The sequence below is a fragment of the Paenibacillus sp. FSL R7-0652 genome, assembly GCF_038595045.1.
In the GTDB taxonomy this organism is placed as follows: Bacteria; Bacillota; Bacilli; order Paenibacillales; family Paenibacillaceae; genus Paenibacillus.
Genome location: NZ_CP152001.1, coordinates 2,369,949 through 2,394,755 on the forward strand (window position 1 = coordinate 2,369,949; position 24,807 = coordinate 2,394,755).

Sequence of the window (24,807 nt, forward strand, 5' to 3'; positions counted from 1 at the left end):
AGCAGAACAACACTCATATCATTTTTACAACAATCACTCACGATTGATTATGTACACGATGGAGGGGCTTTATGAGTTTCTTTAAAAAGCTTAGAGACAGCATTGCAAGTAAAACGGAGTCGGTAACCAAACAGTTCAAGGATGGATTGGAGAAAACCCGTAAAGGGCTCGTAGAGAAAGTAACCGATCTGGTCATCCGCCGCAAAAAAATAGATGAGGAATTTTACGAAGAACTTGAGGAAATTCTGATTGGAGCAGACGTAGGCGTCAACACGGTTATGAACCTGATTGAAGACCTGCGTGCAGAAGTGAAAAAACGCAAAATTGAAGATGCGGCTGAGCTGCAGCCTGTGCTGTCAGAGAAACTGACAGATCTGCTTCGCGGTGAGCAAAATAATGAACTCAAAATGAATCCGGATGGCATCACGGTTATTTTGTTTGTTGGTGTAAACGGAGTCGGCAAAACAACAACGATTGGCAAGCTTGCACATCGCTTCAAGCAGCAGGGGAAAAAGGTGATTATGGCTGCAGGGGATACATTCCGTGCTGGAGCCATTGAGCAGCTTGAAGTATGGGGACAGCGTGCAGGTGTAGATGTAATCAAGCAGCAGTCGGGTTCTGATCCGGCCGCGGTTATGTATGATGCGGTTCAGGCTGCCAAACAGCGCGGAGCCGACGTGCTGCTGTGCGACACGGCAGGCCGCCTGCAGAACAAAACCAACCTGATGGATGAATTGAATAAAATCTACCGCGTCATTCAGCGTGAGATTCCGAGTGCACCGCATGAAGTACTCATGGTGCTGGATGCAACGACAGGACAGAATGCTTTGAATCAGGCGAAACTGTTCGGCGAGAAGAGCGGTGTGACAGGACTTGTGCTAACCAAGCTGGATGGAACAGCCAAGGGCGGAATCGTGGTTGCGATTCGTCAGGAGCTGGACTTGCCCGTGAAGCTTGTTGGGCTTGGGGAGAAAATCGATGATCTGCAGGAGTTTGATTCCGAGCAGTTTGTACATGCCCTGTTCGCCGGACTAATCCAGGAACAGCAGACAGAGGACACCGAAACCGAGAATAAATAACCTCGTCACCAATGTGTGAACCAAAATAGAATGATTCGTTGTATTGCCGCTGCATCATGTGAGAGCTCACGTGTAATGTCATCGGCAATACGTGTATAATGGAGAGTAAATGGACCCAAATGATATTGGGTTAGAAAGGACGGTTGATATGGCCAATACCTATACCTACTCCCGCCGTGAAGAGGTCGCAAACGCAGTAACACATGGAATTGGCGCTGTGCTTAGTGCAGCTGCGCTGGTGCTGCTCATTGTATTTTCCAGTATGAAAGGAACGGCCTGGCATGTGGTTAGTTTTACGATCTATGGAATAACGATGCTGATGCTGTATACCAATTCAACACTGGTGCATGCCCTCAAAGAGGGAAAAGCGAAAGATTTGTTTGAGTTTTTTGATCATTCTTCCATATATCTGTTTATCGCAGGCACATATACGCCATTTTTATTTGTCGCTGTGCGAGGGACGCTGGGCTGGACGCTGTTCGGAATTATCTGGGGCATTGCCCTGGCCGGAGTGATCTTCAAAGCCTTTTTCACGAAAAAGTTTCTGTTTATGTCTACGATCTTCTACATTGCGATGGGCTGGCTGATCGTTACGGCCTGGCAGCCTCTTGTGGTGGCTATTCCGACAGGTGGAATTGTACTGCTGGTTGCGGGAGGCCTGATGTATACGCTGGGTACATTGTTCTATGTATGGAGAGGTTTTCCTTTTCACCATGCGATTTGGCATCTGTTCGTACTGGCAGGAAGCATTTTGCATTTCTTTGCCGTCATAGTTTATCTGACTCCGCTTCGTTAGAAGCGCTAAACGAAGCGGCTCTTCACCGGAGACGTTTCGTTTTTTTTTGTTTTTGAGTGGACTATGGTCACAAAACGTTGATGTTAGACTTGAAGAATAGCGCAGGGAACAGCATGGAGGTAAGGACGCACGCAGCCTTAAATATGGCGATTTCAAACTCTAATGATCGGGCTGTGCATCTCTTTTTATTGTGACAAGTATTTTTGCTTGACAACCTGATTTGTTTTAGGTATTATTAGGAACGTTGCAAGAGTGTAAAGTGTTTTTCCTTGACGAAGGGAGTGCCCCGATATGAGTCAAGAAAACCGGCTTGAGAAGACAAACCGGATTAACTTGCTGTTTGCCTTTTATGAATCACTGCTGACAGAGAAACAGCAGACATTTCTGAAATATTACTTTCATGATGATTTCTCACTTGGTGAAATTGCAGCCGAGTTTGAGATCAGCCGCCAGGCGGTATACGAACATATCAAGCGTGCTGAGCAAGTGCTTGAAAACTACGAAAGCAAGCTCGGCTTGCTGGAGAAGTATGAGAGACGCAGCCGCTGTCTTGAACATCTACAACAAGCACTGGAACGCGCTGGCGTTACTGTGGATAACAACAAACCAATACACGATCTCGTTGCACAGCTCGCTGAATAATTATTGTTCAGTGAAGTGGGACGAATCGGTCTGAAAGGCGTAATCAAGTTTAAAAGGAGGTGGGATCATGGCATTTGAAGGATTAACGACCCGATTGCAGAATGTGTTCAGCAAGCTGCGCGGCAAAGGCAAGGTGTCTGATGAAGACGTAGCCGAAGCGATGCGCGAAGTACGTCTGGCATTGCTTGAAGCGGATGTAAACTTCAAAGTGGTCAAGGAATTCATCGCCAAAGTGAAAGAGAAGGCAGTCGGCAAAGAAGTAATGGACAGCTTTACACCCGGAATGGTCATCATCGACATTGTTAACAAAGAGTTAACGGATCTGATGGGCGGAAGTCAGGCCAAACTGGCCAAGGCTAACAAACCACCTACGGTGATTATGATGGTTGGTCTGCAGGGCGCAGGTAAAACGACGACTTCCGGTAAACTGGCGAAAATGCTGCAAAAGCAAAACAGCAGACCTTTGCTGATTGCCGGTGACATTTATCGTCCAGCTGCGATCAAGCAGCTGCAGGTACTGGGTGAGCAGATTAAAGCGCCTGTATTTACACTTGGTGATCAGACAAGCCCGGTGGAGATTGCTCGCCAAGGTCTGCAGCATGCGAAAGACAACGGAAATGATTATGTGATCGTTGATACTGCTGGACGTCTGCATGTCGACGAAGAACTGATGGAAGAGCTTCGCCAGATACACAGCGCAGTGAATCCGGATGAAGTACTGCTCGTTGTCGACAGTATGACAGGACAAGATGCGGTTAACGTGGCGGAACACTTTAATCAGCAGCTTGATCTTACAGGGGTTGTATTGACCAAACTCGACGGCGATACACGTGGCGGTGCGGCACTGTCTGTTAAAGCAGTCACAGGCTGTCCGATCAAGTTTGCTTCTCTTGGAGAGAAGCTGGATGCTCTTGAACCGTTCCATCCGGAACGTATGGCTTCACGGATTCTCGGCATGGGTGATATGCTGTCTTTGATTGAGAAGGCACAGTCGAATATCGATACCGAGAAGGCGAAGGAAATGGAACGGAAGATGCGCAATGCAGAATTCACGTTTGAAGATTTCTTGGAGCAGATGGATCAGGTGAAGAAGCTTGGACCAATTGACCAGATCATGGATATGATTCCGGGTATGGGCAAGATGAAACAAGCGAAAGACCTGAAAGTAGATGACAAACAGATGGGCCGGATCGAAGCGATTGTCTATTCAATGACAACGGAAGAGAAACGTAACCCGGATATGATTAATCACAGCCGCCGGAAACGTATTGCGACCGGAAGCGGAACGTCTCTCGCAGAGGTGAATCGTCTGATCAAGCAGTTTGACGAAATGCGCCGTATGATGAAGCAGTTCTCGGATATGATGGGTCCTAAAGGCGGCAAGAACAAAGCGATGAAGCAGCTGAAAGGTCTCGGCAAAGGAATGAAGTTTCCTTTCCGTTGATTGGATATGAAGCTGTATCAGAATCAGATTTCATTGAAGGAGGTGAATTTTCAAATGGCAGTTCGTATTCGTCTGAAACGTATGGGTGCTCACAAAGCTCCTTTCTACCGCGTAGTGGTATCGGATTCCCGTTCCCCACGTGACGGTCGTTTTATCGAGGAGATCGGTTACTACAACCCGGTTGAACAACCGGCTGTTGTTAAGATCGATGAAGATAAAGCATTGCAATGGCTTCAAAACGGTGCGCAAGCATCCGACACTGTCCGCAACTTGCTGAGCAAAGCGGGCGTGATGAAGAAATTCCACGAGTCTAAATTATCTAAATAAGGTGCTGATTCGGAGGGTCATCTATGGAAGAATTAGTAAGCATAATTGCTAAGGCTTTGGTCGATCATCCGGAAGATGTGGCGGTTCGGACGGTTGAGAAAGACCGGCTTGTCGTTTATGAGTTAACGGTGCATCCCGACGATGTCGGAAAGGTGATCGGAAAACAGGGACGAATCGCAAAATCTCTTCGTACGGTCGTCACATCAGCAGCAGTTAAGATGGATAAACGGGTTACCGTTGATATCATATCTTGAAGATATACGAAAGGGGGTTAGGATGCATGTCCTAGCCCCTTTTCGTGCATGCTGAACTTAATATGTTGGATTAGATATTAAATTAAAATATTTTGGGGTATGAGTGACTTTGGAGCAGTGGAGGGGACGGAATCGATTCTGGAGAAGCGTCAGCGTTCGCCTTTATCACCTCATTTTAACCTTTTCAAAATAGTTCATAAAATGAGGGGTAACAGCGATCGGAAGAACGAACCGTCGCCGGAACGGCTGTGCGAGAGTCGAAGTACCTGTTAGTTTGATTGAATTTCGTAGGAGGATTGTATGGCAGAGTTTATGAATGTAGGTAAAGTTGTGAATACTCACGGTATTCGTGGCGAGTTGAAGATCATGCCTTTGACGGATTTCCCGGAAGTGCGTTTTGCTAAGGATGCCGAGCTGTTTTTGTTTACACCGGATAACCATCCCGTTCTTGTTACGGTGGAATCTGCGCGTTTGCATAAAAATATGTATATTGTTCGTCTGAAAGAATACGGTAACATTAATGAAGTGGAAAAGTTTAAGGGCGGTATGGCTAAAGTATCGAAGGAAAACCTGGCTGAACTAGAGGAAGGCGAGTATTACTTCCACCAGATCGTAGGATGTACAGTCATCACAGAAGACGGAGAACAACTGGGAACGATCTCGGAAATCTTGACACCAGGAGCTAATGACGTGTGGGTAGTCAAAACATCAGCAGGAAAAGAAGTGCTGATCCCTGTCATTGATGATGTCGTCCTGGATGTTGATGTGCAGCAGAAGCAGGTCAAGATTCACCTGATGGAAGGACTGCTGTAACATGAAGGTTGATGTATTAACATTATTTCCGGAAATGTTCGACGGTGTGTTTGGAACGAGCATTCTAGGCAAAGCACAGGCCAAAGGGATTGTGTCGCTCAGGGCAGTCAATTTCCGTAATTACGCGACCAATAAACATAACACTGTCGATGATGCTCCATATGGTGGCGGTGGGGGCATGGTTCTCAAGCCTGATCCCATCTTTGCTGCGGTAGAAGATGTATTGGAGCAGCGTGGTGAAGCTGCAGCAGCGATGAAAGCTCCACGGATTATTCTGATGTGCCCGCAAGGCGAGACCTTTACACAGAAGAAAGCTGAAGAGCTGGTTCAAGAAGACCATCTGATCTTTATCTGTGGTCATTATGAGGGGTATGATGAACGAATCCGTGAGTTTCTGGTAACGGATGAACTGTCCATTGGGGACTATGTTCTGACCGGCGGCGAACTGCCTGCCATGGTGGCTATCGATAGTATTGTGCGGCTGATTCCTGGCGTGCTTGGCAATGAGACAAGTGCAGTGACGGATTCATTCAGTACAGGCCTGCTTGAATATCCCCATTATACCCGTCCGCCTGAATTTAGAGGCATGAAGGTACCGGATATGCTTTTATCCGGGCATCATTTGAATATTGAAGCTTGGCGCAGAGAACAGTCATTGATTCGTACACTAGAGCGCAGGCCGGAACTGCTGGAGACGGCTGACCTGACAGAGAAAGAACGCAAGTGGCTGGAGCAGTACCGTGCTGAGCAGGAAAAGAAATAGGGATGTTCTCTCTGCGATATACAGCATTGATCCAGACCGCAGTAAATAGCAAATAGAGCTGCAGTAAGTTTCATTCAACCGCAGCAGCTCTGATTGAGGCCGCATCTGCGCTTTTTTTAATAAATAATGAACTACCGTGATATGATTCATCATTAAGCCAGCCGCCTGAGGCTGGTTTTTTTCGTCATACAAAATGAGGTTATCACCTAAATGTAAAAAAGCCGAGAGGACAGCTTAGGCTGTACCCATCGGCTTTCTGTATGATAAGAGGTCTTATCCTTAATTAGAAACAGTTCTTTTACAAACCTTCACTGCTGCTGTGTGTGTTGGTTCCCGTTCGCAGCAGCGTTGGCAGGTCGGTATCATTCGTAACAGTCAAGCGGGGCAGAACCATGGGTGAATCACCTGGACGAACAAATCCGGGCATAACCGTGAAACCCATTCGATACCCATGCTGCTGCAGTTTATAGATCATCTGTACGCTGAAATAACCATAAGGATAGGCGATATATGGTGTATCAATACCGATCTGTTTGATCTGTTCAATATCGTGATCCAGCAGATTGGTATCCAGCGTAACGGGCAGATCGTCTCCGCATACCGTATAACCTTTGTGATGCAGGTTGAAGGTGTGGCTGTTATATTCAAATACGTCGCTTCCGGCCTGCATCTCGGGCTTGGAGATATCGCTTTTTTTGGCGGGATCAAAGACGACTGGAGTAGGCTGAATGCGACTTCCGATTACAAAAAGGGAAGCATGGAAATGATATTTCTTAAGTACAGGATAAGCCAGGGTATAATTGTTCTGGTATCCATCATCAAAGGTAATTACAATAGATTTCTCAGGCAGCGAAATTTCGCCGTTAACATATTGTTCAAGCTGGGCGAGAGTAACAGTCCGGTACCCGTTCTCGTATAGATATTTCATGTTCTGCTCAAAAACTTCTAAGTCAATAATAGATTTATTGTTAGGCTCGCGATTGTCCTGCTTAGGCGTAACATAATGATACATAAGTACAGGAACTTCGGCGGCTGTGCCTTCTTTAATTACAATCTTTGAGCGATCCACCTTGGAATACATGGAGAAGTCAGGATGCGATAATGTAAACATTTTTCGCTGTACGATATTCCAGGACGTACAAGCCTTGTGGGATAAAGCATTGGTGGGGTGATTTACAGCGTAAGCGTATAATGTAATGGTGCATGTGAGCAGTGCAAGTGCTGCTAGTATGATTTTTTTTGAATACTTCATGTTTCTCTTGGTTCTCCTTTAACATTCACTTATTTCTTAATTGATGTTCCTAAAAATATGAACTGCCTAAGAAAATGGGCATATAACTACATGATAGACGATCTTCGGTTATGGAAAGTTACAGTATTTTATCCACAGAAGAGGTTGATTTTTTAAATTGGACTAAAAAGAAATATTTTACATTTTAATTATGCTGAAGTTCGGAATTTGTTTATTATGCTTGTGTTTTGATATACCGCATGATACAATAAGTCTGTTGTGTGGAATACGGCGGTCCTCTATGGATAATGAAAGAGACAAGGTGATCTCTGGAAGAAGTATGAACGCCTGTACGGAAGGAGGGAGTCATAGATGAATATCGTTCAAGCGATTACACAAGAACAACTTCGCAAAGATATTCCGAGTTTTCGTCCTGGTGACACTTTGAAAGTGCACGTTAAGGTAATCGAGGGAACTCGTGAGCGTATCCAATTGTTCGAAGGTGTTGTGATTAAACGCCGTGGTGGTGGAATTAGTGAGACTTTTACAGTTCGTAAAATTTCTTACGGTGTAGGTGTGGAAAGAGCTTTCCCGCTTCATTCCCCTAAAATCGATAGAATCGAAGTGGCTCGCCGTGGTAAAGTGCGTCGTGCGAAGCTTTATTATCTTCGTGAACTACGCGGTAAAGCAGCGAGAATTAAAGAAATTCGTTAATATAACGGATACCGGAAGGGCTTGGAGACAAGCCCTTTTCGTTTTTGTCCGGGAAAAGTTGAACCGGAGGTACACTTCCGAGTAAAATGGTATGGCGGATATGCGGCGTAAAGTCCGGGAGGATTGTGACATCAGTTATTAAAGGCATTTGATTTGTGGTTAAATGTACTGTAATGCTTGGCTGCAAGAATTACATAACTGAGTTAGGTATTTTGCTTTCTCGGCCTTGTGCAGGGAAGATGCAAAAAGCTGAATGTATACTGCTGTAAACATGTACTGTGAAGAGAGGAAGATCTTGAATGGAACAAGAAGTTCAACAGGACCAGGGCATACCTGCCGAAGAAAAAAATAACCGATCCAAAAAAGCGAAAAATGAAATTGTAGAGTGGCTGAAAGCCATTGTCATTGCACTCGTGCTGGTCATTCTGATTCGCTGGCTGCTCTTTAAACCATTTGTTGTGGACGGGCCGTCCATGCAGCCGAATTTCTCGACAGGAGAACGTGTCATTGTCAATGAAATTCTGTACGATATTCGTGAGCCGAAACGCGGCGAAGTGATTGTCTTCCATGTACCTTCCGAAGGACGGGATTTCATTAAACGTGTGATTGCAGTAGCCGGAGATACGGTTCAGGTTCAAGGTGACACGGTAACGGTGAATGGACAAAAGGTGAATGAAACGTATATTCAGGGCGCTATAGATGCTGCAGAGGCCAATGGCGGAACGTATAACGTGAAGGATTTCCCGAATGAACAATTCCCTGATGGTAAGGTGCCGCCGGGGCACGTGTTTGTCATGGGGGATAATCGGCCGAACAGTACGGACAGCCGGATGATCGGTTATGTCTCGCTGAAAGATATTATTGGCCGCGCAGATGTTATTTTCTGGCCAATTGGAGAAATTAAGTGGATCAACCACTAAGATTCAAAGAAAGTATTAAATGAGGTGAAGACAAGGTGACGATACAATGGTTTCCAGGTCATATGACCCGAGCCAGACGCCAGATTCAGGACAAGTTGAAGCTCATTGACGTGGTCATCGAACTATTGGATGCCCGTCTGCCTGTCTCCAGCCGTAATCCGATGATCGACGAGATTTTGATGGATAAACCCCGTATGATTTTGCTGAATAAATCGGATTTGGCGGATGCCAAAGTGACGCAAGAGTGGATCGAATATTTTAAAAAAGAAGGCATCACCGCTTTTCCTGTGGATGCTTCGACAGGTACGAATGTAAAAGATATTCCTGCTCAGGCCAGACTGCTGCTGAAGGAGAAGATTGATCGGCAGCTGGCAAAAGGGATTAATCCCCGGGCTGTCCGAGGATTGATCGTCGGTATTCCTAACGTAGGTAAATCCACGTTGATCAACCGTCTGGCTGGACGCAGCATCGCAGCGACGGGTGATCGTCCAGGTGTAACCAAGGGTCAACAGTGGATCAAAGTAGGCAAGGAAATGGAACTGCTGGACACTCCAGGTATTCTGTGGCCGAAATTTGAAGATCAAAACGTAGGTTACCGCCTGGCTGTAACGGGTGCGATCAAAGAGGAAATTCTGAATGCAGAAGATATTGCATTTTTTGGAATCAGTTATCTGATGCGTTATTATTGGGACGCGCTGGAAGAGAGATATGGTCTTCAGGAATTTTCCAGAGACGCAGACGATTCAGACAGCGTTATCGCCATTATGGAGCAGGTCGGCCGAATCCGCGGGTGTGTAATCAGCGGTGGACGGATCGATCTGGAGAAGGCATCTCGAGCGTTTCTGCGGGAATTACGTGCGGGCAAGATGGGACGTTTCTCAATGGAAGCTCCTTATTAATCCCAAAAAGTATGGCAAGAGCCGAAAGAAGCGGCCGTTACCGGGTGACCGGGAGCGGTCTTTTTTGTGTTTTGCAGGCGGAAGGGAATATAGGAATGGTAATTTGTTTGGAAAATAATTAAATTAAAGGGCGCTTGGTGGAATTATGTGTTCTGTATATAAGGGGTATTGAAATCATGATATGATAAATGACGGTGTAAATTTGCAGAACATAAGTTTGGATGTATTCAATTAAGCTGCATTTCGACCGATAAATGAAGACATAAGATCTTTTTTAATCAACGTTTTAACATGAAACGGTGTATAGGAATATGGTTAAGCAGAACAAAAAATGCAGTATTTACGTCTAATGTATATACGACGAGATGGGATTACACAGGTGCATAACACACACGTGTGAGGGAGAGGAATAGAATGACAGCAAACGATGCAATTCCAGAGTTGGAATTATCAAATCAGGCAGGCAAGCCGAAAAAAAGAAAAAAAGAAACGATTGAACCTCGGGATCTTTTAGCATATGAGCGGGAGTACTGGGGGAGCGGGTTTGAATATATTGCAGGGATTGACGAAGTAGGGCGTGGGTGTTTGTTTGGAGATGTTGTTGCGGCCGCTGTAATTCTGCCCCAAGGACTTATTTTGGAAGGAGTAAATGATTCCAAAAAGCTGTCCGAGAAAAAGCGGGAAGCTTTGTATGACATCATTATGGAGAACGCACTGGCCGTAGGTGTAGGTTATGCAGATGCGGAAACGATTGATCGTCTGAATATTAAACAAGCCGCCAGATTGGCGATGAAACGTGCTGTAGAGGCGCTTGAAGAAACACCTCACTATATGCTGGTGGATGCAGAGAAGGTCGATGTGAATATCCCGCAGCTGTCTATCATTAAAGGGGATGCGAACAGTCAATCCATTGCTGCGGCTTCGATTGTTGCCAAGGTAACGAGAGATCGGCTGTGCAGGGAAGAGTGGGACGCGTTATACCCGGAATATGGTTTGTCGGTACATAAAGGCTATGCTACTCAATTTCACCGGGAGCAGATCATGGCGCTGGGAGCAACACCGATGCACCGGCGAAGTTTTCTCGGTAATTTGCTTGGAGAACAGCAAACATTGTTTTAGTGGACCGGATATGGGAAGGAGGGAAAACGATTGAACATCAGCTCCATGATTCGTGGTCTTATGGGGGACAGCAAACCGGGAAATGCGAAGCAGCTTGAATTAAAGGAAGGTCAGGTTGTCCGGGGCTCCGTTGTTAGTGTATCCGACGACGGCGGAGAGGCAGTACTGCAGATACAAGGAGTGCAGGTGCGCGCCAAACTGGAGACTCCGCTCCGCCCCGGCGAGACAACTCTTCTGCAGGTCCAGCCTCCAGGAGAGAACGGAATGACGGTAATGAAACCTTTGGCCGGTTCTCTGGCAGAACTGCCGCAGGCTTCGATGAACCAGCTGCTGCAGGAGGTAGGGCTGACCGATACAAAAGACAACCGGGATCTGCTTCTGGCAATGCAGCGCAGCGGCCTTCCGCTGACCAAGGATAACGTAACTATGGTGCAGCATATGATGGCAGCCAAACCTGCGCAGGTCCCAGTGGAGGAATGGGTGCAGGCGGCAGGGATAGCTTTTCAGCGGGGCCTGCCCGTTACGGCGGAAACAGTCAAAGGATTACATCAGACGGTGTTTGGACCACCTCTTCATCAGCTGTTAAGCAGTCTTGCGGATCAGCTCGAGTCCATGCTGTCACAGACCTCAGGCAAACCGGCTTCGGGCGGTGAAGCAGCGGCCGCACATACGATTAGGCCAGGAGCTGGAACGTTGGTATCATCTCCTGCTGCACTGCAGCAGAACATACCGGGAACAGCTGTGCCATTAACGACAGCTGGCTCACCAGATGGAGCAGGTGTTACGGGGCAGCAGGTGAAGGTCAGTATTCCTTCAGATGCAGGCCAGACAAGTGGCGGACAGACCGGAACTGAGGCCGGAGCGAAGGGCTCTGCCAGCAGTGCAGAGGCTGCTGGCAGAAGCAGCGCAGGTATTCCGGCAGGCAACGGAATACCTGCGGAAGGCCCGCGCGGTGCTGATGCGGGCCAGGCTGTGAGCCGCCCGGGTGCACCAGGGGCGGCAGAGGCTGCGGCTGGCCGTGCTGGTGCGGGCCAGCTTGAAGGTGCGGCCGTGAATGCAGACGGCCGCGCAGACACGCCTGCTGCTGCCGGGACGCAGTCCGCAGCAGGCCAGGCCGCGCCAGCGGCGCCAACGCCAGCGCGGCTGGCGCCGAAGTCCGCTGGCGGCCGCTGGACGCGCGCGCGGCGCGTCACCGGCCGCACCGGCACAGCCGGGTGCGGCAGGCCAAGCCGCCCCTGCCGCGCAGGAGGGCGGCCAGAGGGCTGCGGCTGCCGCAGGCTCGCCGCAGCCCTTGTCAGCCGGCGCAGATATGCTGCCGGCTGGCGGTAGTGCCGCTGCACCTGCGGGAGCAGCAGCGGCGCACGCGCCTGTCACCCACGGAGGAGACCCGTGGGTGGGGCGCGTGCTGAAGCTGCTCGGTGCGGAGCACGAGCAGCAGGCCGTTCACGGCGCGGCGATGCAGCCGCGTGTGGGGGAAGCAGCGAGTCCGGCGAATGCGGACACGCTCAAGGGCCTGCTGCTGCAGCTTGCCAGCAGCGACAGTGCCCCGGCGGCGCTGAAAGAGGCTGCCGCTCAAGCGGTGCAGTACCTGACAGGTCAGCAGCTGCTGCTTACTACGGATCGCAGTGCTGCGTTTGCACAGATGCACTGGTTTATCCCCATCACCGGTCCAGACGGAGAACAGACTGCTTCGGTGCAGATTCAGTCACGACGCGGCCAGCGCGGAGAGTTGGATGCGTCCAACTGCCGCCTGCTGTTTGATCTGGACATGAAAAGTTTGGGGCATACCCTTGTGGATGTGCATGTGGTGAATAACATTGTTAGTCTGCGCGTGTTGAATGACCGTGAGGGCATGGGAACCTTGCTGGAGAGCGGACGTGAGATGATTCACCAATCGTTGGATAAATTGGGGTATCAGCTGTTAACTTTCAGGGCAGAGCCTTGGCCTGCAGGTCAGGAGGCCGGAACGGATCGCAAAATGACCGCAGCGGATTACAGTCCTGAGCGGTATAAAGGGGTGGATTTCAAAGTATGAAAGAGGGATCACCACAGCCGGATCTGTTATCCAAAAAAGCAGTTGCGCTAAAATATGTTCCTGGAGAGACCGAGGCGCCGATCGTTGCTGCCAAAGGCCGCGGCAAAGTAGCTGAAGCCATTCTGGAGAAAGCCAAAGAAAATGGAGTACCCGTGCAGGAGGATGCTGCATTAGTAGAAGTGCTTTCCAAGTTGGATCTGGATGAACAGATTCCGGCGGAATTGTATCAGTTGGTGGCCGAGGTGCTCACCTATGTGTATCGGGCTGATCGGCTTGCCTCAGGCCGTGATGAGAGCGAATCATGGTAAATTCAGGTTCAGGCCAGAAGCCAAACGGGAGGTTGAGCCGCCAGCAGAAAGGTCGGATTGGGGAAGCGGAGGCCTGCCGCTGGTTAGAAGAAAATGAGTATCGCATCCTCCAGCGAAACTGGCGCTGCCGCAGCGGGGAAGTGGATGTTATCGCAGCCCGTGAAGAGTTGTTAATCTTTGTTGAGGTGCGGAGCCGAAGTTCAGCAGCAGCATTTGGCACGCCTCAAGAGTCCGTCAATCAGCGTAAAATGCAGCAGGTACGCGCGACGGCTGCGGTTTACATACAGCTGAACGGAGAGCATGATCGTCAGATACGATTTGATGTCATTGGGGTTATGATCGACAATGCCGGGAATATTGGTTCCGTACATCATGTGGAAAATGCATTTTAGCTGATGATTTGGAAAGAAGATGGACTTTAGATACCCTTTGTCTAAAGCCCATCTTCTTTGTTTAAGCAGTCCTGGATGCTCCATTCCTTTGAATCCGTGTATTGGAAGAGTGTATAATAAAAGCTGTAACTTGGCGTGTAATATGTTGATTGGGAGGCATGACCTATGAGTAGAACGACGGAGACAACCAACGAAGTCCGCCATGCGATCCAGAATCGCCGCACCGTCAAAAAATTTAAAAAAGATCCTGTACCAACGGAGCGGATCATCGATTTGTTGGATACAGCTGTATGGGCACCTAACCATAAATTGCGTGAGCCGTGGAGATTTGTATTGTTCAACGGCAAAGGGCGCAAAAAGCTGGCAGAGGCCATTGAAGCCGAGATGGGCGAGGATAACAAATTTTCGGCGAGTGTGCAGCAGGTACCTGCCATTTTGCTTGTAGTTCTGGAGGAAGATCCGAGACAAGCGATCTGGGATGAAGATTTTGCCGCAGTCAGTGCGATGGTTCAGAACTTTATGCTCGCAGCATGGAGTGAACAGATCGGTACATTTTGGGTAACCAAACCATTTTTATATGCACCCAAGTTTCGGAAGCCGCTCGGCATCAAGGCCGGGGAGAAAATTGTCGGCATGATCTACATGGGATACCCCGATGTCATTCCATCAGCGAAAGAGCGTACGCCGGCCAAGGACAAGCTGACTTTATTTGAATAAAAACTTTATTCAAGACCACATCCATGTGGTCTTTTAATTTTTCGGTAAAATCTGGTTATTAAAAGCGCCTTCAGAGGGGAAGTACTGAGTTTGCCCAGCTGAGTATACGTCTGAGGTTTGTTCAGCAAGACTTCCAATTACATCGATTCGGGTTATAAAATCCAACCCTTTTAAATGGTCTATCAACTGTTAGGTCAAACCTTCACGATTCGATGTTACCATTCATATCCCCTCCTTTGGAGTTCAAGTTTATTTGGAACCTCATTCTGCTTCACCACTTGTGAATGTATTTCTAACGACAACCAAGCCGTATATTTGCTCTTCTTTACGCATGTAAAGAAAGCTGTTATACGGCTTTTTATTTAGGCAGCTGCATATCGGCATTAAAATAAATTCAAGTCTAACTGGCGATACTGAATCGCTTCTGCCACATGCGCGGTCAGTATCTCTCCTTCATGATCCAGATCAGCGATCGTTTGCGCCATCTTCATTATTCGGTCATGAGCACGCATGCTCAGATGCAGTGTCTGCAGGGTCTGGTTCAACAACTGTTCTGCGTCAGTGGGCAGCCGAATGGTTTTTCGTAAAAATGTGCCGGAGAGCTGACTGTTCCATCGGACGGAATGCGCTGCATAACGTTTGGCCTGAATGGAATGGGCCGCCATTACTTTGACCTGCATCTCGGCAGAAGAAGGGGAAGCTCCTGACTTACGCCAGTCGCCTGGCGGAGGTACCTCGACCTGCAGATCGATACGATCAAGCAGCGGTCCTGATATTTTTGCCCGGTACGCAGCGACGCGCGCGGGACTGCAGATGCATCGCTGTTCTTCGGCTTGAGCCGACAAATACCCACAGGGGCATGGGTTCATGGAACAGGCAAGCATGAACTGTGCCGGGAAGGTGAACGCAGCCCTTGCCCGGCTGATCGTTACCGTCTGATCCTCCATCGGCTGTCTGAGCACTTCAAGAACCTGACGCTGAAACTCAGGCAGTTCATCCAGAAACAATATTCCGCGATGAGCGAGACTGACCTCACCGGGTTTAGGAATTCCTCCGCCTCCAATCAGACCGGAAGTGGATATCGTATGATGAGGTGAGCGAAAAGGTCTGTCTGCAATTAAGCCTAGCGGAGCTTCTTTTAACTGACCTGCTGCACTTAACACTTTGGTTACTTCAAGCGCTTCGTCTTCCGACAAAGGCGGCAGTATCGTAGGCAGACGTTTGATCAGCATCGTTTTACCAGTACCGGGCGGGCCGACCAGCATAATGTTGTGCATTCCGGCAGCGGCAATCATCAGTGCTCTTTTGACGTGGTGCTGCCCAAGTACGTCTCTGTAGTCTTCAGAGGAAGAGGAGGAGTCTTTCTTTCTTTTACTCCATGCTTCACTACTGGACGGTCCGGAGATTCGCAGATGGCTGTAATCCTTCAAGGTAATCGGCCCCGCACTTGTTATAGTTCCAGCTGTGCTGGTCAAGGAACCTCGGGAAGCATCTGATAGGCTCGTCATATCAGGAACCAAATCCTTCAAGTGGCGAATTCCGCATATTTCGATTCCGCGAATCAGACAAGCCTCTTCTACATTATCGTAAGGCAGTAGAACAGAAGTAAAGCCCTGTCTTTTGGCCAAGTCAACCATTGATAAAATACCGGGCACGGACCGGATTGAACCATCCAGTGCCAATTCCCCGAGCACCAAAGTTCGTTCCTGTAGGGGAAGCATCAGCTGGCCGCTGGTCGTAAGCAGCGCGATTGCAATGGCAAGATCAAAGGAAGAACCTTCTTTCCGCAGGTCGGCTGGCGCCAGATTAATAGTAATGCGCTGCAGCGGATATTGATATCCGCAGTTTTTAATCGCCGCACGAACCCGTTCCACGGCTTCCCGGATAGCGGAGTCAGGCAGTCCGATAATGGAAGTGAGGGGTAAACCGTTGGATAAATCCGTTTCCACCTCAATCAATACACCGTCAATTCCGTAGAGACATGAGCTATACAATTTTCCGTACATAACAAAGAAACACCTCACTCGGGTAATCAGCTTCGCACAGGGCGAGCCAGTCTCGAATTAAGGTGCTTCCTCAGCTTCTACTAGCATTTTATATAAAAGGAATCAGAGCGTCAACCCGTTGTTACCTTTAGTGTTAAAACGTCATCATATTTATTATTAAACCTTCGTTATCTTTGACTTTAAACCTATGTTATCTTCGCTGCAGCAGTTTTTTCGATCCTGAGTTATCTATTTTAGATGAATTCGTCTAGATATATCCGCACGTCTCACTTGGATAAATCATGATTATATTTTATACAACTTAATTTAACGTGATTAAATGATAAAGTAAAATAATTTGTGCTCAATTATTCTTTTTTTAATGTATTTTGTGATAAGATAGGAATAGGGGGGAATCACTTCACTGGAAGCTAGGTGAAATGCCTATACAGATTCCCGCAAAGCTGGAATAGGCAATTTAACGTACATTAGGCAGGTGAGAAAGATAATATGCAAACAGATCGATTAAAGCTGGATAATCAATTATGCTTCGCCATATACGCTTGTTCACGTGAAATTACAAAGTTATATCAACCCTACTTGGAAGTTCTTGGTGTAACGTACTCTCAGTACCTGGTTCTCATGGTATTGTGGGAGCGACAAGAATGTACGGTTAAGGAGATCGGAGAGGCACTGTACCTTGATTCAGGTACCCTGACTCCGCTGCTGAAACGTTTGCAGGCAGCCGGGTTTATTCATCGGGAGCGTTCTGCACAAGACGAGCGTAAAGTGATGATTACACTGACTGAGTCGGGACGCGAGCTCAAAAATAAAGCATTATCTATACCTGATGCCATTCAGGGAGATGCCTGCTTGAACAGTACAGAGTTTGAAGCACTGCTTGGTCAATTCAAAGGTCTACTGGCAAAGGTTCACGAAACCAATCTAAACACTGCTAAAAAATAATTTCAGCATTCTCGCATACAGAACCTTAGCCAATTCGGCTGAGGTTTTTTCCATATATATCCAAGCATTCACAAAAAGGGATCATACCCATATCAAAAAGCTGTCTATTAACCATTACTTTTTTAAGGAAAGCGTTTTAAAAACGTGTTACAATGAATTGGGTTTAAGTGAAAATAGTCAACATATGTCTTTTGTTCGTCTACCAGCCCGCCTTGTTGCAGTCATGTTGATAGGAGGATTCGAGAATGAATATCCATGAATATCAAGGAAAAGAAGTACTGAAACAGTATGGAGTTACCGTTCCTAATGGGAAGGTTGCTTATACAGTCGATGAAGCGGTTGCGGCCGCAGAGGCACTGGGCAGTCCGGTGACTGTAGTTAAAGCGCAAATTCACGCAGGAGGCCGGGGTAAAGCCGGCGGTGTGAAAGTAGCAAAGAGCACAGAGGAAGTTCGTGCCTATGCCTCCGAAATTTTGGGCAAAGTATTAGTGACCCATCAGACAGGACCAGAAGGTAAAGAAGTGAAACGTCTTCTGATTGAAGAAGGATGCGATATCCGCAAAGAGTATTATGTGGGTGTAGTTGTGGATCGTGCCACAGGCCGTGTGGTTATGATGGCTTCTGAAGAAGGCGGTACAGAGATCGAAGAAGTCGCAGAAGCAACACCTGAGAAAATTTTCAAAGAGATTGTTGACCCTGCAATCGGGCTTCAAGTGTTCCAGGCACGCAAGCTGGCTTACAGCATTAATATTCCGAATGAACTCGTGAACAAAGCTGTGAAGTTCATGCTCGCCTTGTACAAGGCATTTGTCGAAAAAGATTGCTCTATCGCCGAGATCAACCCGCTGGTTGTTACCGGAGATGGAAACGTTATCGCGCTGGATGCGAAGCTGAACTTCGACTCCAATGCACTCTTCCGTCACAAGGATATTCAAGAACTGCGTGACCTGGATGAGGAAGATGAAAAAGAAATCGAAGCTTCCAAATACGACCTCAGCTACATAGCGCTTGACGGCAACATTGGCTGTATGGTTAACGGTGCGGGACTTGCGATGGCAACGATGGACATCATCAAATATTACGGTGGAGACCCGGCCAACTTCCTTGATGTTGGGGGCGGTGCAACAACAGAGAAAGTTACGGAAGCATTCAAGATCATTCTGTCTGATGCCAAAGTAGCCGGAATCTTTGTTAACATCTTCGGTGGGATCATGCGTTGTGATGTCATTGCCAACGGTGTTGTTGAAGCAGCGAAGCAGCTTGGCCTGACCAAACCGCTGGTTGTTCGTCTTGAAGGAACTAACGTGGAACTGGGTAAACGCATTCTGGGCGAATCTGGCCTGAATATCGTTCCTGCGGATTCCATGGCCGACGGAGCACAGAAAATTGTGGCCCTCGTAAAATAAGTTCATTCCTTCGTACCGGAGCTGTCCGGGAATTGAAAAATAACCGTAAGGATGTGAAGCAACGTGAGTATTTTGATTGATAAAAATACAAAAGTCATTACGCAAGGCATTACGGGTTCAACGGGAATGTTCCACACGAAGGGCGCATTGGACTACGGAACCCAGATGGTAGGCGGTGTTACGCCAGGTAAAGGCGGAACCAATGTTGACATCACGCTGGAAGACGGTTCAGTCGTCAGCCTGCCGGTATTCAACACGGTGCAGGAAGCGAAGGAAGCGACTGGCGCAACAGCGAGCGTCATCTATGTTCCTCCTGCATTCGCTGCAGATTCCATCATGGAAGCTGTCGATGCAGAGCTGGATCTTGTTATCTGTATTACGGAAGGTATCCCTGTTCTTGATATGGTCAAAGTAGACCGTTTCATGGACGGCAAAAATACGGTATTGATCGGTCCTAACTGTCCAGGTGTTATCACACCGGGAGAATGCAAGATCGGTATTATGCCAGGATACATTCATATGCCAGGACATGTCGGCGTCGTTTCCCGCAGCGGAACACTGACGTATGAGGCTGTTCATCAGCTTACAACACGCGGCATTGGTCAATCTTCTGCTGTAGGGATCGGGGGAGACCCGGTTAAAGGCTCCGAGTTTATCGATATCCTGAAACGCTTCAATGAAGATCCACAGACGCACGCCGTGATCATGATCGGTGAGATCGGTGGTACTGCGGAAGAAGATGCAGCAGAATGGGTGGCAGCTAACATGACTAAACCGGTGGTAGGTTTCATCGGCGGAGTTACGGCGCCTCCAGGCAAACGTATGGGTCATGCGGGTGCGATTATCTCTGGCGGTAAAGGTACTGCCAAAGAGAAAATTGCGAAGCTGGAATCTTGCGGTATCAAAGTTGCTCCAACACCAGCCGAAATGGGCTCTACTTTGGTAAGCGTGCTTGAAGAACGCGGTATTTTGAATTTGTGCACAACGCATTAATCTATTCCGTTATAATAGAAGAAACTGCTCCTGAATCATTCATTTTTGGAGCGGTTTCTTCAGGGAAACGGTAAAGGTAAGCAACCTTTTGTCCTTACAGGACGAAGGGTTGCTTTTTTGCGTTTTTTTAACAAAATGCAGAAGAGTTTAAGTGGACAAACGGTGCAAACGCTTGCAATTTATCGTATCTTATCACACAATATGAGGGGAGTTTTTCCCCTCTTTTACGGGAGGCAGGTCGTATGGAAGAACGTTGGATTTTGTTTGGACTGCATGAGATGGAAGGGATTGGAAAGAAGAGTATTGCGAAATTAATGGCAGCGCAGCCCTCACTGCAGGAGCTTCTGTATTATAAGGAAGCAGATTGGATGGCGGCGGGACTCAGAAAAGATCAGGCAGCTCGTTTGGCGAGAGGTTTTGATACCAGCTGGATTGAGAGCAGAAGAGAACAGGTTTATAATCGCGGCATTGAGGTTATTACTTATCTGGATTCGAATTATCCTATATTAATGAAGGAAACCGTTCAGCCGCCCTGGATTATGTATGCTCGGGGAGATCGTCGTTTATTACATCAGCCTTCGATTGCTATGGTGGGGACACGGATGCCTACAGTATATGGACGTAAGGTTGGTGAAAAACTTGCAGAGCAATTGAGCAATGCCGGGTTAACCATTGTAAGTGGACTCGCCAGGGGCATAGATCGCGTCTGTCATGAAGCCGTAATCCGGGCAGGTGGGAAGACGATTGCCGTTTTTGGCACAGGCATTGATCATGTGTATCCATCTGAAAATACAAGCCTTGCAGAACAGATTGCTGAAACGGGTCTTCTTTTGTCAGAATATCCATTGGGAACTAGAGCACGTCAAGGTCTTTTTCCAGAGCGAAACCGGATTATTGCGGGATTAACACTCGGTACGCTTGTCGTGGAAGCAGATATACGAAGTGGTTCACTTATTACTGCAGATGCAGCACTGGAAGCAGGCAGGGATGTATTTGCAGTTCCGGGGCCGATTACGTCTCCAAAAAGTCGCGGGGCCCATAATTTGATTCGCCAAGGGGCAAAATTGGTCACTTGTGCAGCTGATTTATTGGAAGAGTATCGTTTGGACTTGCCAAATGCAGAACAACTTCCTTACAATAGAGGACGTTCGGCAGAAACAGCAGGATCTGCAGAGCCAGGTTTGTTTCCGGATATTAAACTCTCTTCAGATGAACAGCATATTATCGTTTTACTTGAGCAGGAAGAGCAATCTTTGGATCAGCTGATTGACCGTTTAGGTTGGGATTTTGGACATTTACATTCAGTTCTGTTATCTTTAATCATAAAAAAGCAGATTAGCCAATTACCAGGAACCAAGTATGCGAGGGTATGACGATGCTGCAGTCTGTGCAGTATGTGGAGAATATAAAATAAGAAGAATGATATGAAGCATTTAACTATATAAGTCGAACGATGATTTACACAACAAGAGCTTATATAGCAGGAAACAGTTTCATGACTGAGAGGAGGATGAACCTATGGCGGATGCACTCGTAATCGTGGAGTCGCCCTCAAAGGCAAAGACCATTGGCAAATATTTAGGCAGCAAGTTCATCGTGAAGGCATCGATGGGACATGTGCGCGATTTGCCAAAGAGTCAGATTGGTGTTGAGGTCGAGAACGATTTTAATCCGAAATATATTACGATCCGCGGTAAAGGTTCAGTACTGAAAGAACTTAAGGATGCACGGAAGAAAGTGAAAAAAGTGTATCTCGCAGCTGACCCGGATCGTGAGGGTGAAGCCATTGCCTGGCATTTAGCGCATGCGCTTGAACTGGATGACACGGCAGATTGCCGGGTTGTATTCAATGAAATCACGAAACAGGCGGTTAAAGATGCTTTCAAAACGCCGCGTAAAATTAATATGGATCTGGTCAATGCTCAGCAAGCAAGACGTATTTTGGATCGGCTCGTTGGATACAAGATCAGTCCGTTACTATGGAAGAAAGTAAAGAAGGGTTTGTCTGCGGGGAGGGTTCAGTCCGTAGCAGTCAAAATTATTCTGGATCGTGAAAATGAAATCGATGAATTCGAACCGGAAGAGTACTGGAGCATTACGGCCAAGCTTAGTGCAGATGGAAACCCGTTTGAAGCGAAATTTCATAAGTTGAACGGTACCAAAACGGAACTTGGCAGCGAAGCGGAAGTGCAGGCGATTCTAAAACAGATCGAAGGCGCGGACTTTACGATTAAGGAAGTTAAAGAGAAGGAACGTACTCGCAACCCTTCTGCGCCGTTTACGACAAGTTCACTGCAGCAGGAAGCGGCACGTAAACTTAATTTCCGGGCTTCCAAAACGATGTCGGTTGCACAGCAGCTGTATGAAGGTGTGGACCTTGGAAAAGAAGGTACAGTCGGTCTGATCACCTATATGCGTACAGACTCGACACGTATCGCAGCTTCTGCTCAAGAAGAAGCCAAAGAATACATCATCGGCAAATATGGCGAAACGTATGCACCGGAGAGTCCGCGGAATTATTCCAAGAAGGCTTCCAACGCTCAGGATGCACATGAAGCGATCAGACCAACCTCCATCCTGCGTGAACCGGATTCGATCAAATCATTCATGAGCCGAGATCAATTCCGTTTATACAAACTGATTTGGGAACGTTTTGTAGCAAGCCAGATGTCTTCAGCTATTCTGGATACACTTTCGGTGGACATAGCTGCTGGAGATACGATTTTCCGTGCGGCAGGTTCGAAAGTACGTTTCCATGGATTTATGAAAGTTTATGTTGAAGGCAATGACGATGGTACCACTGAAGAAGATCGTTTACTGCCTCCGCTGAAGAGCGGAGATGTGCTTGAGAAGCAGGAGATTGAGCCGAAACAGCACTTTACGCAGCCGCCGCCGCGTTATACGGAAGCACGTCTTGTCAAAACGTTGGAAGAACTGGGCATAGGTAGACCGAGTACATATGCGCCAACACTGGAGACGATCCAGAAGCGCGGATATGTGGCGATCGAAGAAAAGAAATTTATGCCTACAGAACTCGGAGAACTGGTCATCGAACAGATGGAAGAGTTTTTCCCGGAAATTCTGAATGTTGAATTTACGGCTAACATGGAAGGTGACCTCGACCATGTGGAGGAAGGCTCGGAAGACTGGGTTAAAGTTCTGGCTGAATTCTATGAATCTTTCGAGAAGCGGCTGGAGTTTGCCGAAGAAGAAATGAAAGAGATCGAGATTGAAGATGAGGTTTCGGACGAGATTTGCGAGAAATGCGGCAAACCGCTCGTATACAAACTCGGCCGTTTTGGAAAGTTTCTCGCATGTTCAGGATTCCCTGATTGCCGTAATACAAAACCGATCATCAAAGATATCGGCGTCACTTGTCCAAAGTGTAAGGAAGGGCATGTCGTGGAGCGCCGCAGTAAAAAAGGACGTATATTCTATGGCTGTGACAAATATCCGGAATGTGATTTTGTATCATGGGATAAACCTTCAGCGAAGCCCTGCCCTAGCTGCGGATCTTTAATGATTGAGAAGCGAAATAAAAAAGGAACAAGACTGCAGTGTACTTCATGTGATCATCAGGAGCCGGTGGAAGAGCCGGAAGATGAATCAACGGATTAGCATACGATGGGGGTAAATGATTTTGACAAGTGAACAACAAGTAACGGTTATTGGTGCAGGACTGGCTGGGTCTGAAGCGGCGTGGCAGATCGCCAGCCGCGGTGTACGTGTGAAATTAGTTGAAATGAGACCGGTTGTTAAAACGCCGGCTCATCATACGGATAAATTTGCGGAACTCGTCTGCAGCAACTCACTTCGTGCCAATGGACTGGCCAATGCTGTAGGTGTTTTGAAAGAAGAAATGAGAATGCTGAATTCGCTCGTTCTCGGTGCGGCTGATCGGCATGCTGTTCCTGCGGGCGGAGCTTTGGCTGTTGACCGGGACGGATTCTCTGGCGAGATCACATCGACACTGCATCAGCATCCACTGATTGAAGTGGTGAACGAGGAACTTACTTCATTGCCAGAGGATGGCATCGTAGTTGTAGCAACCGGCCCGCTCACTTCACCAGCATTGTCCGAGCAGATCAAGGCGTTGATGGGTGAGGAATACTTCTATTTTTATGATGCAGCCGCACCGATTATTGAAAAAGATTCCATTGATATGAATAAAGTATATCTTGCATCTCGTTATGATAAAGGGGAAGCAGCCTATCTGAACTGCCCGATGACCGAAGAAGAGTTTGATGTTTTCTATGAAGCTCTGATTACAGCCGAGGTTGCTCAGCTCAAAGAATTTGAGAAAGAAATCTATTTCGAAGGCTGCATGCCGATTGAAGTGATGATGAAACGTGGTAAACAAACGGCATTGTTCGGTCCAATGAAGCCGGTAGGTTTGGTTAATCCACATACAGGAGAACTGCCGCACGCGGTAGTGCAGCTTAGACAGGACAATGCAGCGGGAACGCTGTATAACCTGGTTGGATTCCAAACCCATCTGAAATGGGGAGAGCAGAAACGTGTCTTCTCTCTAATCCCTGGACTTGAGAATGCCGAGTTTGTGCGTTACGGTGTTATGCACCGGAATACATTTATTAACTCGCCAAAGCTGCTTCGTCCGACTTACCAGTTCAAAGAGCGTCCAAACCTGTTCTTTGCCGGTCAGATGACAGGGGTGGAAGGGTACGTTGAGTCTGCAGCATCTGGTCTGATTGCTGGCATGAACGCGGCCAAAGCAGCACTGGGACAGGAACTGGTTGTACTGCCGGTAGAAACGACATTAGGCAGCATGGCTCAATATATTACCACTGCGGACTTTAAACACTTCCAACCGATGAATGCAAACTTTGGTCTGCTTCCGAAGCTGGAAACGAAAATTCGCAATAAAAAAGAAAAAAATGAAGCACTTGCGAACCGTGCCTTGGACGGCATCGCCAAATTTGCTGCTTCAGAAGGTCTAACCGTTCCGGAACGCGTATAAATTATTCGTGGGGGGAGGCTGATTTT

At 47.6% G+C, this 24,807-nt stretch carries 25 protein-coding genes; 23 read left to right on the forward strand and 2 right to left on the reverse strand.

The annotated features are described in order from the left end of the window. Positions 1–71 precede the first annotated feature (71 nt). The 8 genes from ftsY (at position 72) to trmD (ending at position 6,118) form a co-directional block, all read left to right on the forward strand. Positions 72–1,079, forward strand: coding sequence for a signal recognition particle-docking protein FtsY (gene ftsY / locus MKY97_RS10820; RefSeq protein ID WP_342555435.1), 1,008 nt, complete (start codon positions 72–74; stop codon positions 1,077–1,079). Positions 1,080–1,227: 148 nt separating this feature from the next. Next, positions 1,228–1,875 carry a hemolysin III family protein gene (locus MKY97_RS10825; protein WP_342555436.1) on the forward strand — a complete coding sequence of 216 codons (648 nt, stop codon included), beginning with the start codon at positions 1,228–1,230 and terminating at the stop codon, positions 1,873–1,875. 291 nt (positions 1,876–2,166) lie between these two features. Then, positions 2,167–2,517, forward strand: coding sequence for a putative DNA-binding protein (locus MKY97_RS10830; protein ID WP_342555437.1), 351 nt, complete (start codon positions 2,167–2,169; stop codon positions 2,515–2,517). 67 nt (positions 2,518–2,584) lie between these two features. Continuing rightward, a complete protein-coding gene (gene ffh / locus MKY97_RS10835) occupies positions 2,585–3,961 on the forward strand; it encodes a signal recognition particle protein (protein WP_342555438.1) in 1,377 nt (458 codons plus the stop codon). Between the two features lie 54 nt (positions 3,962–4,015). Next, the gene (rpsP, locus tag MKY97_RS10840) at positions 4,016–4,288 is read left to right on the forward strand and encodes a 30S ribosomal protein S16 (RefSeq protein ID WP_056700527.1); all 273 of its coding nucleotides are present in this window, start codon (positions 4,016–4,018) and stop codon (positions 4,286–4,288) included. Positions 4,289–4,311: 23 nt separating this feature from the next. Then, on the forward strand, positions 4,312–4,542 hold the full coding sequence (locus tag MKY97_RS10845) for a KH domain-containing protein (RefSeq protein WP_024630185.1): 231 nt from the start codon (positions 4,312–4,314) through the stop codon (positions 4,540–4,542). Between the two features lie 300 nt (positions 4,543–4,842). After that, the gene (rimM, locus tag MKY97_RS10850) at positions 4,843–5,355 is read left to right on the forward strand and encodes a ribosome maturation factor RimM (RefSeq protein ID WP_342555439.1); all 513 of its coding nucleotides are present in this window, start codon (positions 4,843–4,845) and stop codon (positions 5,353–5,355) included. 1 nt (position 5,356) lies between these two features. Then, positions 5,357–6,118, forward strand: coding sequence for a tRNA (guanosine(37)-N1)-methyltransferase TrmD (gene trmD / locus MKY97_RS10855; RefSeq protein ID WP_342555440.1), 762 nt, complete (start codon positions 5,357–5,359; stop codon positions 6,116–6,118). A gap of 298 nt (positions 6,119–6,416) precedes the next feature. On the opposite strand, the gene MKY97_RS10860 is transcribed toward trmD, so the two are convergent. Further along, positions 6,417–7,370 carry a polysaccharide deacetylase family protein gene (locus tag MKY97_RS10860; protein WP_342555441.1) on the reverse strand — a complete coding sequence of 318 codons (954 nt, stop codon included), beginning with the start codon at positions 7,368–7,370 and terminating at the stop codon, positions 6,417–6,419. Positions 7,371–7,721: 351 nt separating this feature from the next. Between MKY97_RS10860 and rplS the strand changes: the two genes are divergently transcribed. From rplS to MKY97_RS10905, 9 genes are all read left to right on the forward strand, one after another. Continuing rightward, positions 7,722–8,063 (forward strand): 50S ribosomal protein L19, encoded by a 342-nt coding sequence (gene rplS, locus MKY97_RS10865; protein ID WP_024630190.1) that lies wholly within the window; start codon positions 7,722–7,724, stop codon positions 8,061–8,063. Between the two features lie 299 nt (positions 8,064–8,362). Further along, positions 8,363–8,983: a signal peptidase I gene (gene lepB / locus MKY97_RS10870; protein WP_342555442.1), complete on the forward strand. Its 621-nt coding sequence runs from the start codon at positions 8,363–8,365 to the stop codon at positions 8,981–8,983. 35 nt (positions 8,984–9,018) lie between these two features. Next, entirely contained in the window at positions 9,019–9,882 is an 864-nt protein-coding gene (ylqF, locus tag MKY97_RS10875) for a ribosome biogenesis GTPase YlqF (protein WP_110893198.1), read from the forward strand. 414 nt (positions 9,883–10,296) lie between these two features. Beyond that, positions 10,297–11,001 (forward strand): ribonuclease HII, encoded by a 705-nt coding sequence (locus tag MKY97_RS10880; RefSeq protein ID WP_342555443.1) that lies wholly within the window; start codon positions 10,297–10,299, stop codon positions 10,999–11,001. Positions 11,002–11,031: 30 nt separating this feature from the next. Then, positions 11,032–12,330, forward strand: coding sequence for a hypothetical protein (locus MKY97_RS10885; protein WP_342555444.1), 1,299 nt, complete (start codon positions 11,032–11,034; stop codon positions 12,328–12,330). Further along, positions 12,311–13,036 carry a hypothetical protein gene (locus tag MKY97_RS10890; protein WP_342555445.1) on the forward strand — a complete coding sequence of 242 codons (726 nt, stop codon included), beginning with the start codon at positions 12,311–12,313 and terminating at the stop codon, positions 13,034–13,036. Before MKY97_RS10885 ends, MKY97_RS10890 begins: the two co-directional genes overlap by 20 nt. Next, a complete protein-coding gene (locus MKY97_RS10895) occupies positions 13,033–13,344 on the forward strand; it encodes an EscU/YscU/HrcU family type III secretion system export apparatus switch protein (RefSeq protein ID WP_342555446.1) in 312 nt (103 codons plus the stop codon). Before MKY97_RS10890 ends, MKY97_RS10895 begins: the two co-directional genes overlap by 4 nt. Further along, complete coding sequence (locus MKY97_RS10900) at positions 13,338–13,736, forward strand: YraN family protein (RefSeq protein ID WP_342555447.1); 399 nt, start codon at positions 13,338–13,340, stop codon at positions 13,734–13,736. Before MKY97_RS10895 ends, MKY97_RS10900 begins: the two co-directional genes overlap by 7 nt. Before the next feature lie 165 nt (positions 13,737–13,901). After that, entirely contained in the window at positions 13,902–14,453 is a 552-nt protein-coding gene (locus MKY97_RS10905; protein WP_342555448.1) for a nitroreductase, read from the forward strand. A gap of 383 nt (positions 14,454–14,836) precedes the next feature. Here MKY97_RS10905 and MKY97_RS10910 read toward each other — a convergent pair whose 3' ends face one another. Then, entirely contained in the window at positions 14,837–16,459 is a 1,623-nt protein-coding gene (locus MKY97_RS10910) for a YifB family Mg chelatase-like AAA ATPase (RefSeq protein WP_342555449.1), read from the reverse strand. Positions 16,460–16,948: 489 nt separating this feature from the next. Between MKY97_RS10910 and MKY97_RS10915 the strand changes: the two genes are divergently transcribed. The 6 genes from MKY97_RS10915 to trmFO all read left to right on the forward strand — a co-directional run bounded on the left by MKY97_RS10915 (position 16,949) and on the right by trmFO (position 24,781). After that, entirely contained in the window at positions 16,949–17,404 is a 456-nt protein-coding gene (locus MKY97_RS10915; RefSeq protein WP_342555450.1) for a MarR family transcriptional regulator, read from the forward strand. A 245-nt stretch (positions 17,405–17,649) separates the two neighbouring features. Further along, a complete protein-coding gene (gene sucC / locus MKY97_RS10920; protein ID WP_342555451.1) occupies positions 17,650–18,810 on the forward strand; it encodes an ADP-forming succinate--CoA ligase subunit beta in 1,161 nt (386 codons plus the stop codon). A 63-nt stretch (positions 18,811–18,873) separates the two neighbouring features. Further along, complete coding sequence (gene sucD, locus MKY97_RS10925; protein WP_090923883.1) at positions 18,874–19,803, forward strand: succinate--CoA ligase subunit alpha; 930 nt, start codon at positions 18,874–18,876, stop codon at positions 19,801–19,803. A gap of 242 nt (positions 19,804–20,045) precedes the next feature. Beyond that, positions 20,046–21,176 (forward strand): DNA-processing protein DprA, encoded by a 1,131-nt coding sequence (dprA, locus tag MKY97_RS10930; protein ID WP_342555452.1) that lies wholly within the window; start codon positions 20,046–20,048, stop codon positions 21,174–21,176. Between the two features lie 145 nt (positions 21,177–21,321). Further along, positions 21,322–23,421, forward strand: coding sequence for a type I DNA topoisomerase (gene topA, locus MKY97_RS10935; protein WP_342555453.1), 2,100 nt, complete (start codon positions 21,322–21,324; stop codon positions 23,419–23,421). A gap of 22 nt (positions 23,422–23,443) precedes the next feature. Beyond that, entirely contained in the window at positions 23,444–24,781 is a 1,338-nt protein-coding gene (gene trmFO, locus MKY97_RS10940; RefSeq protein ID WP_342555454.1) for an FADH(2)-oxidizing methylenetetrahydrofolate--tRNA-(uracil(54)-C(5))-methyltransferase TrmFO, read from the forward strand. Positions 24,782–24,807: the final 26 nt, after the last annotated feature.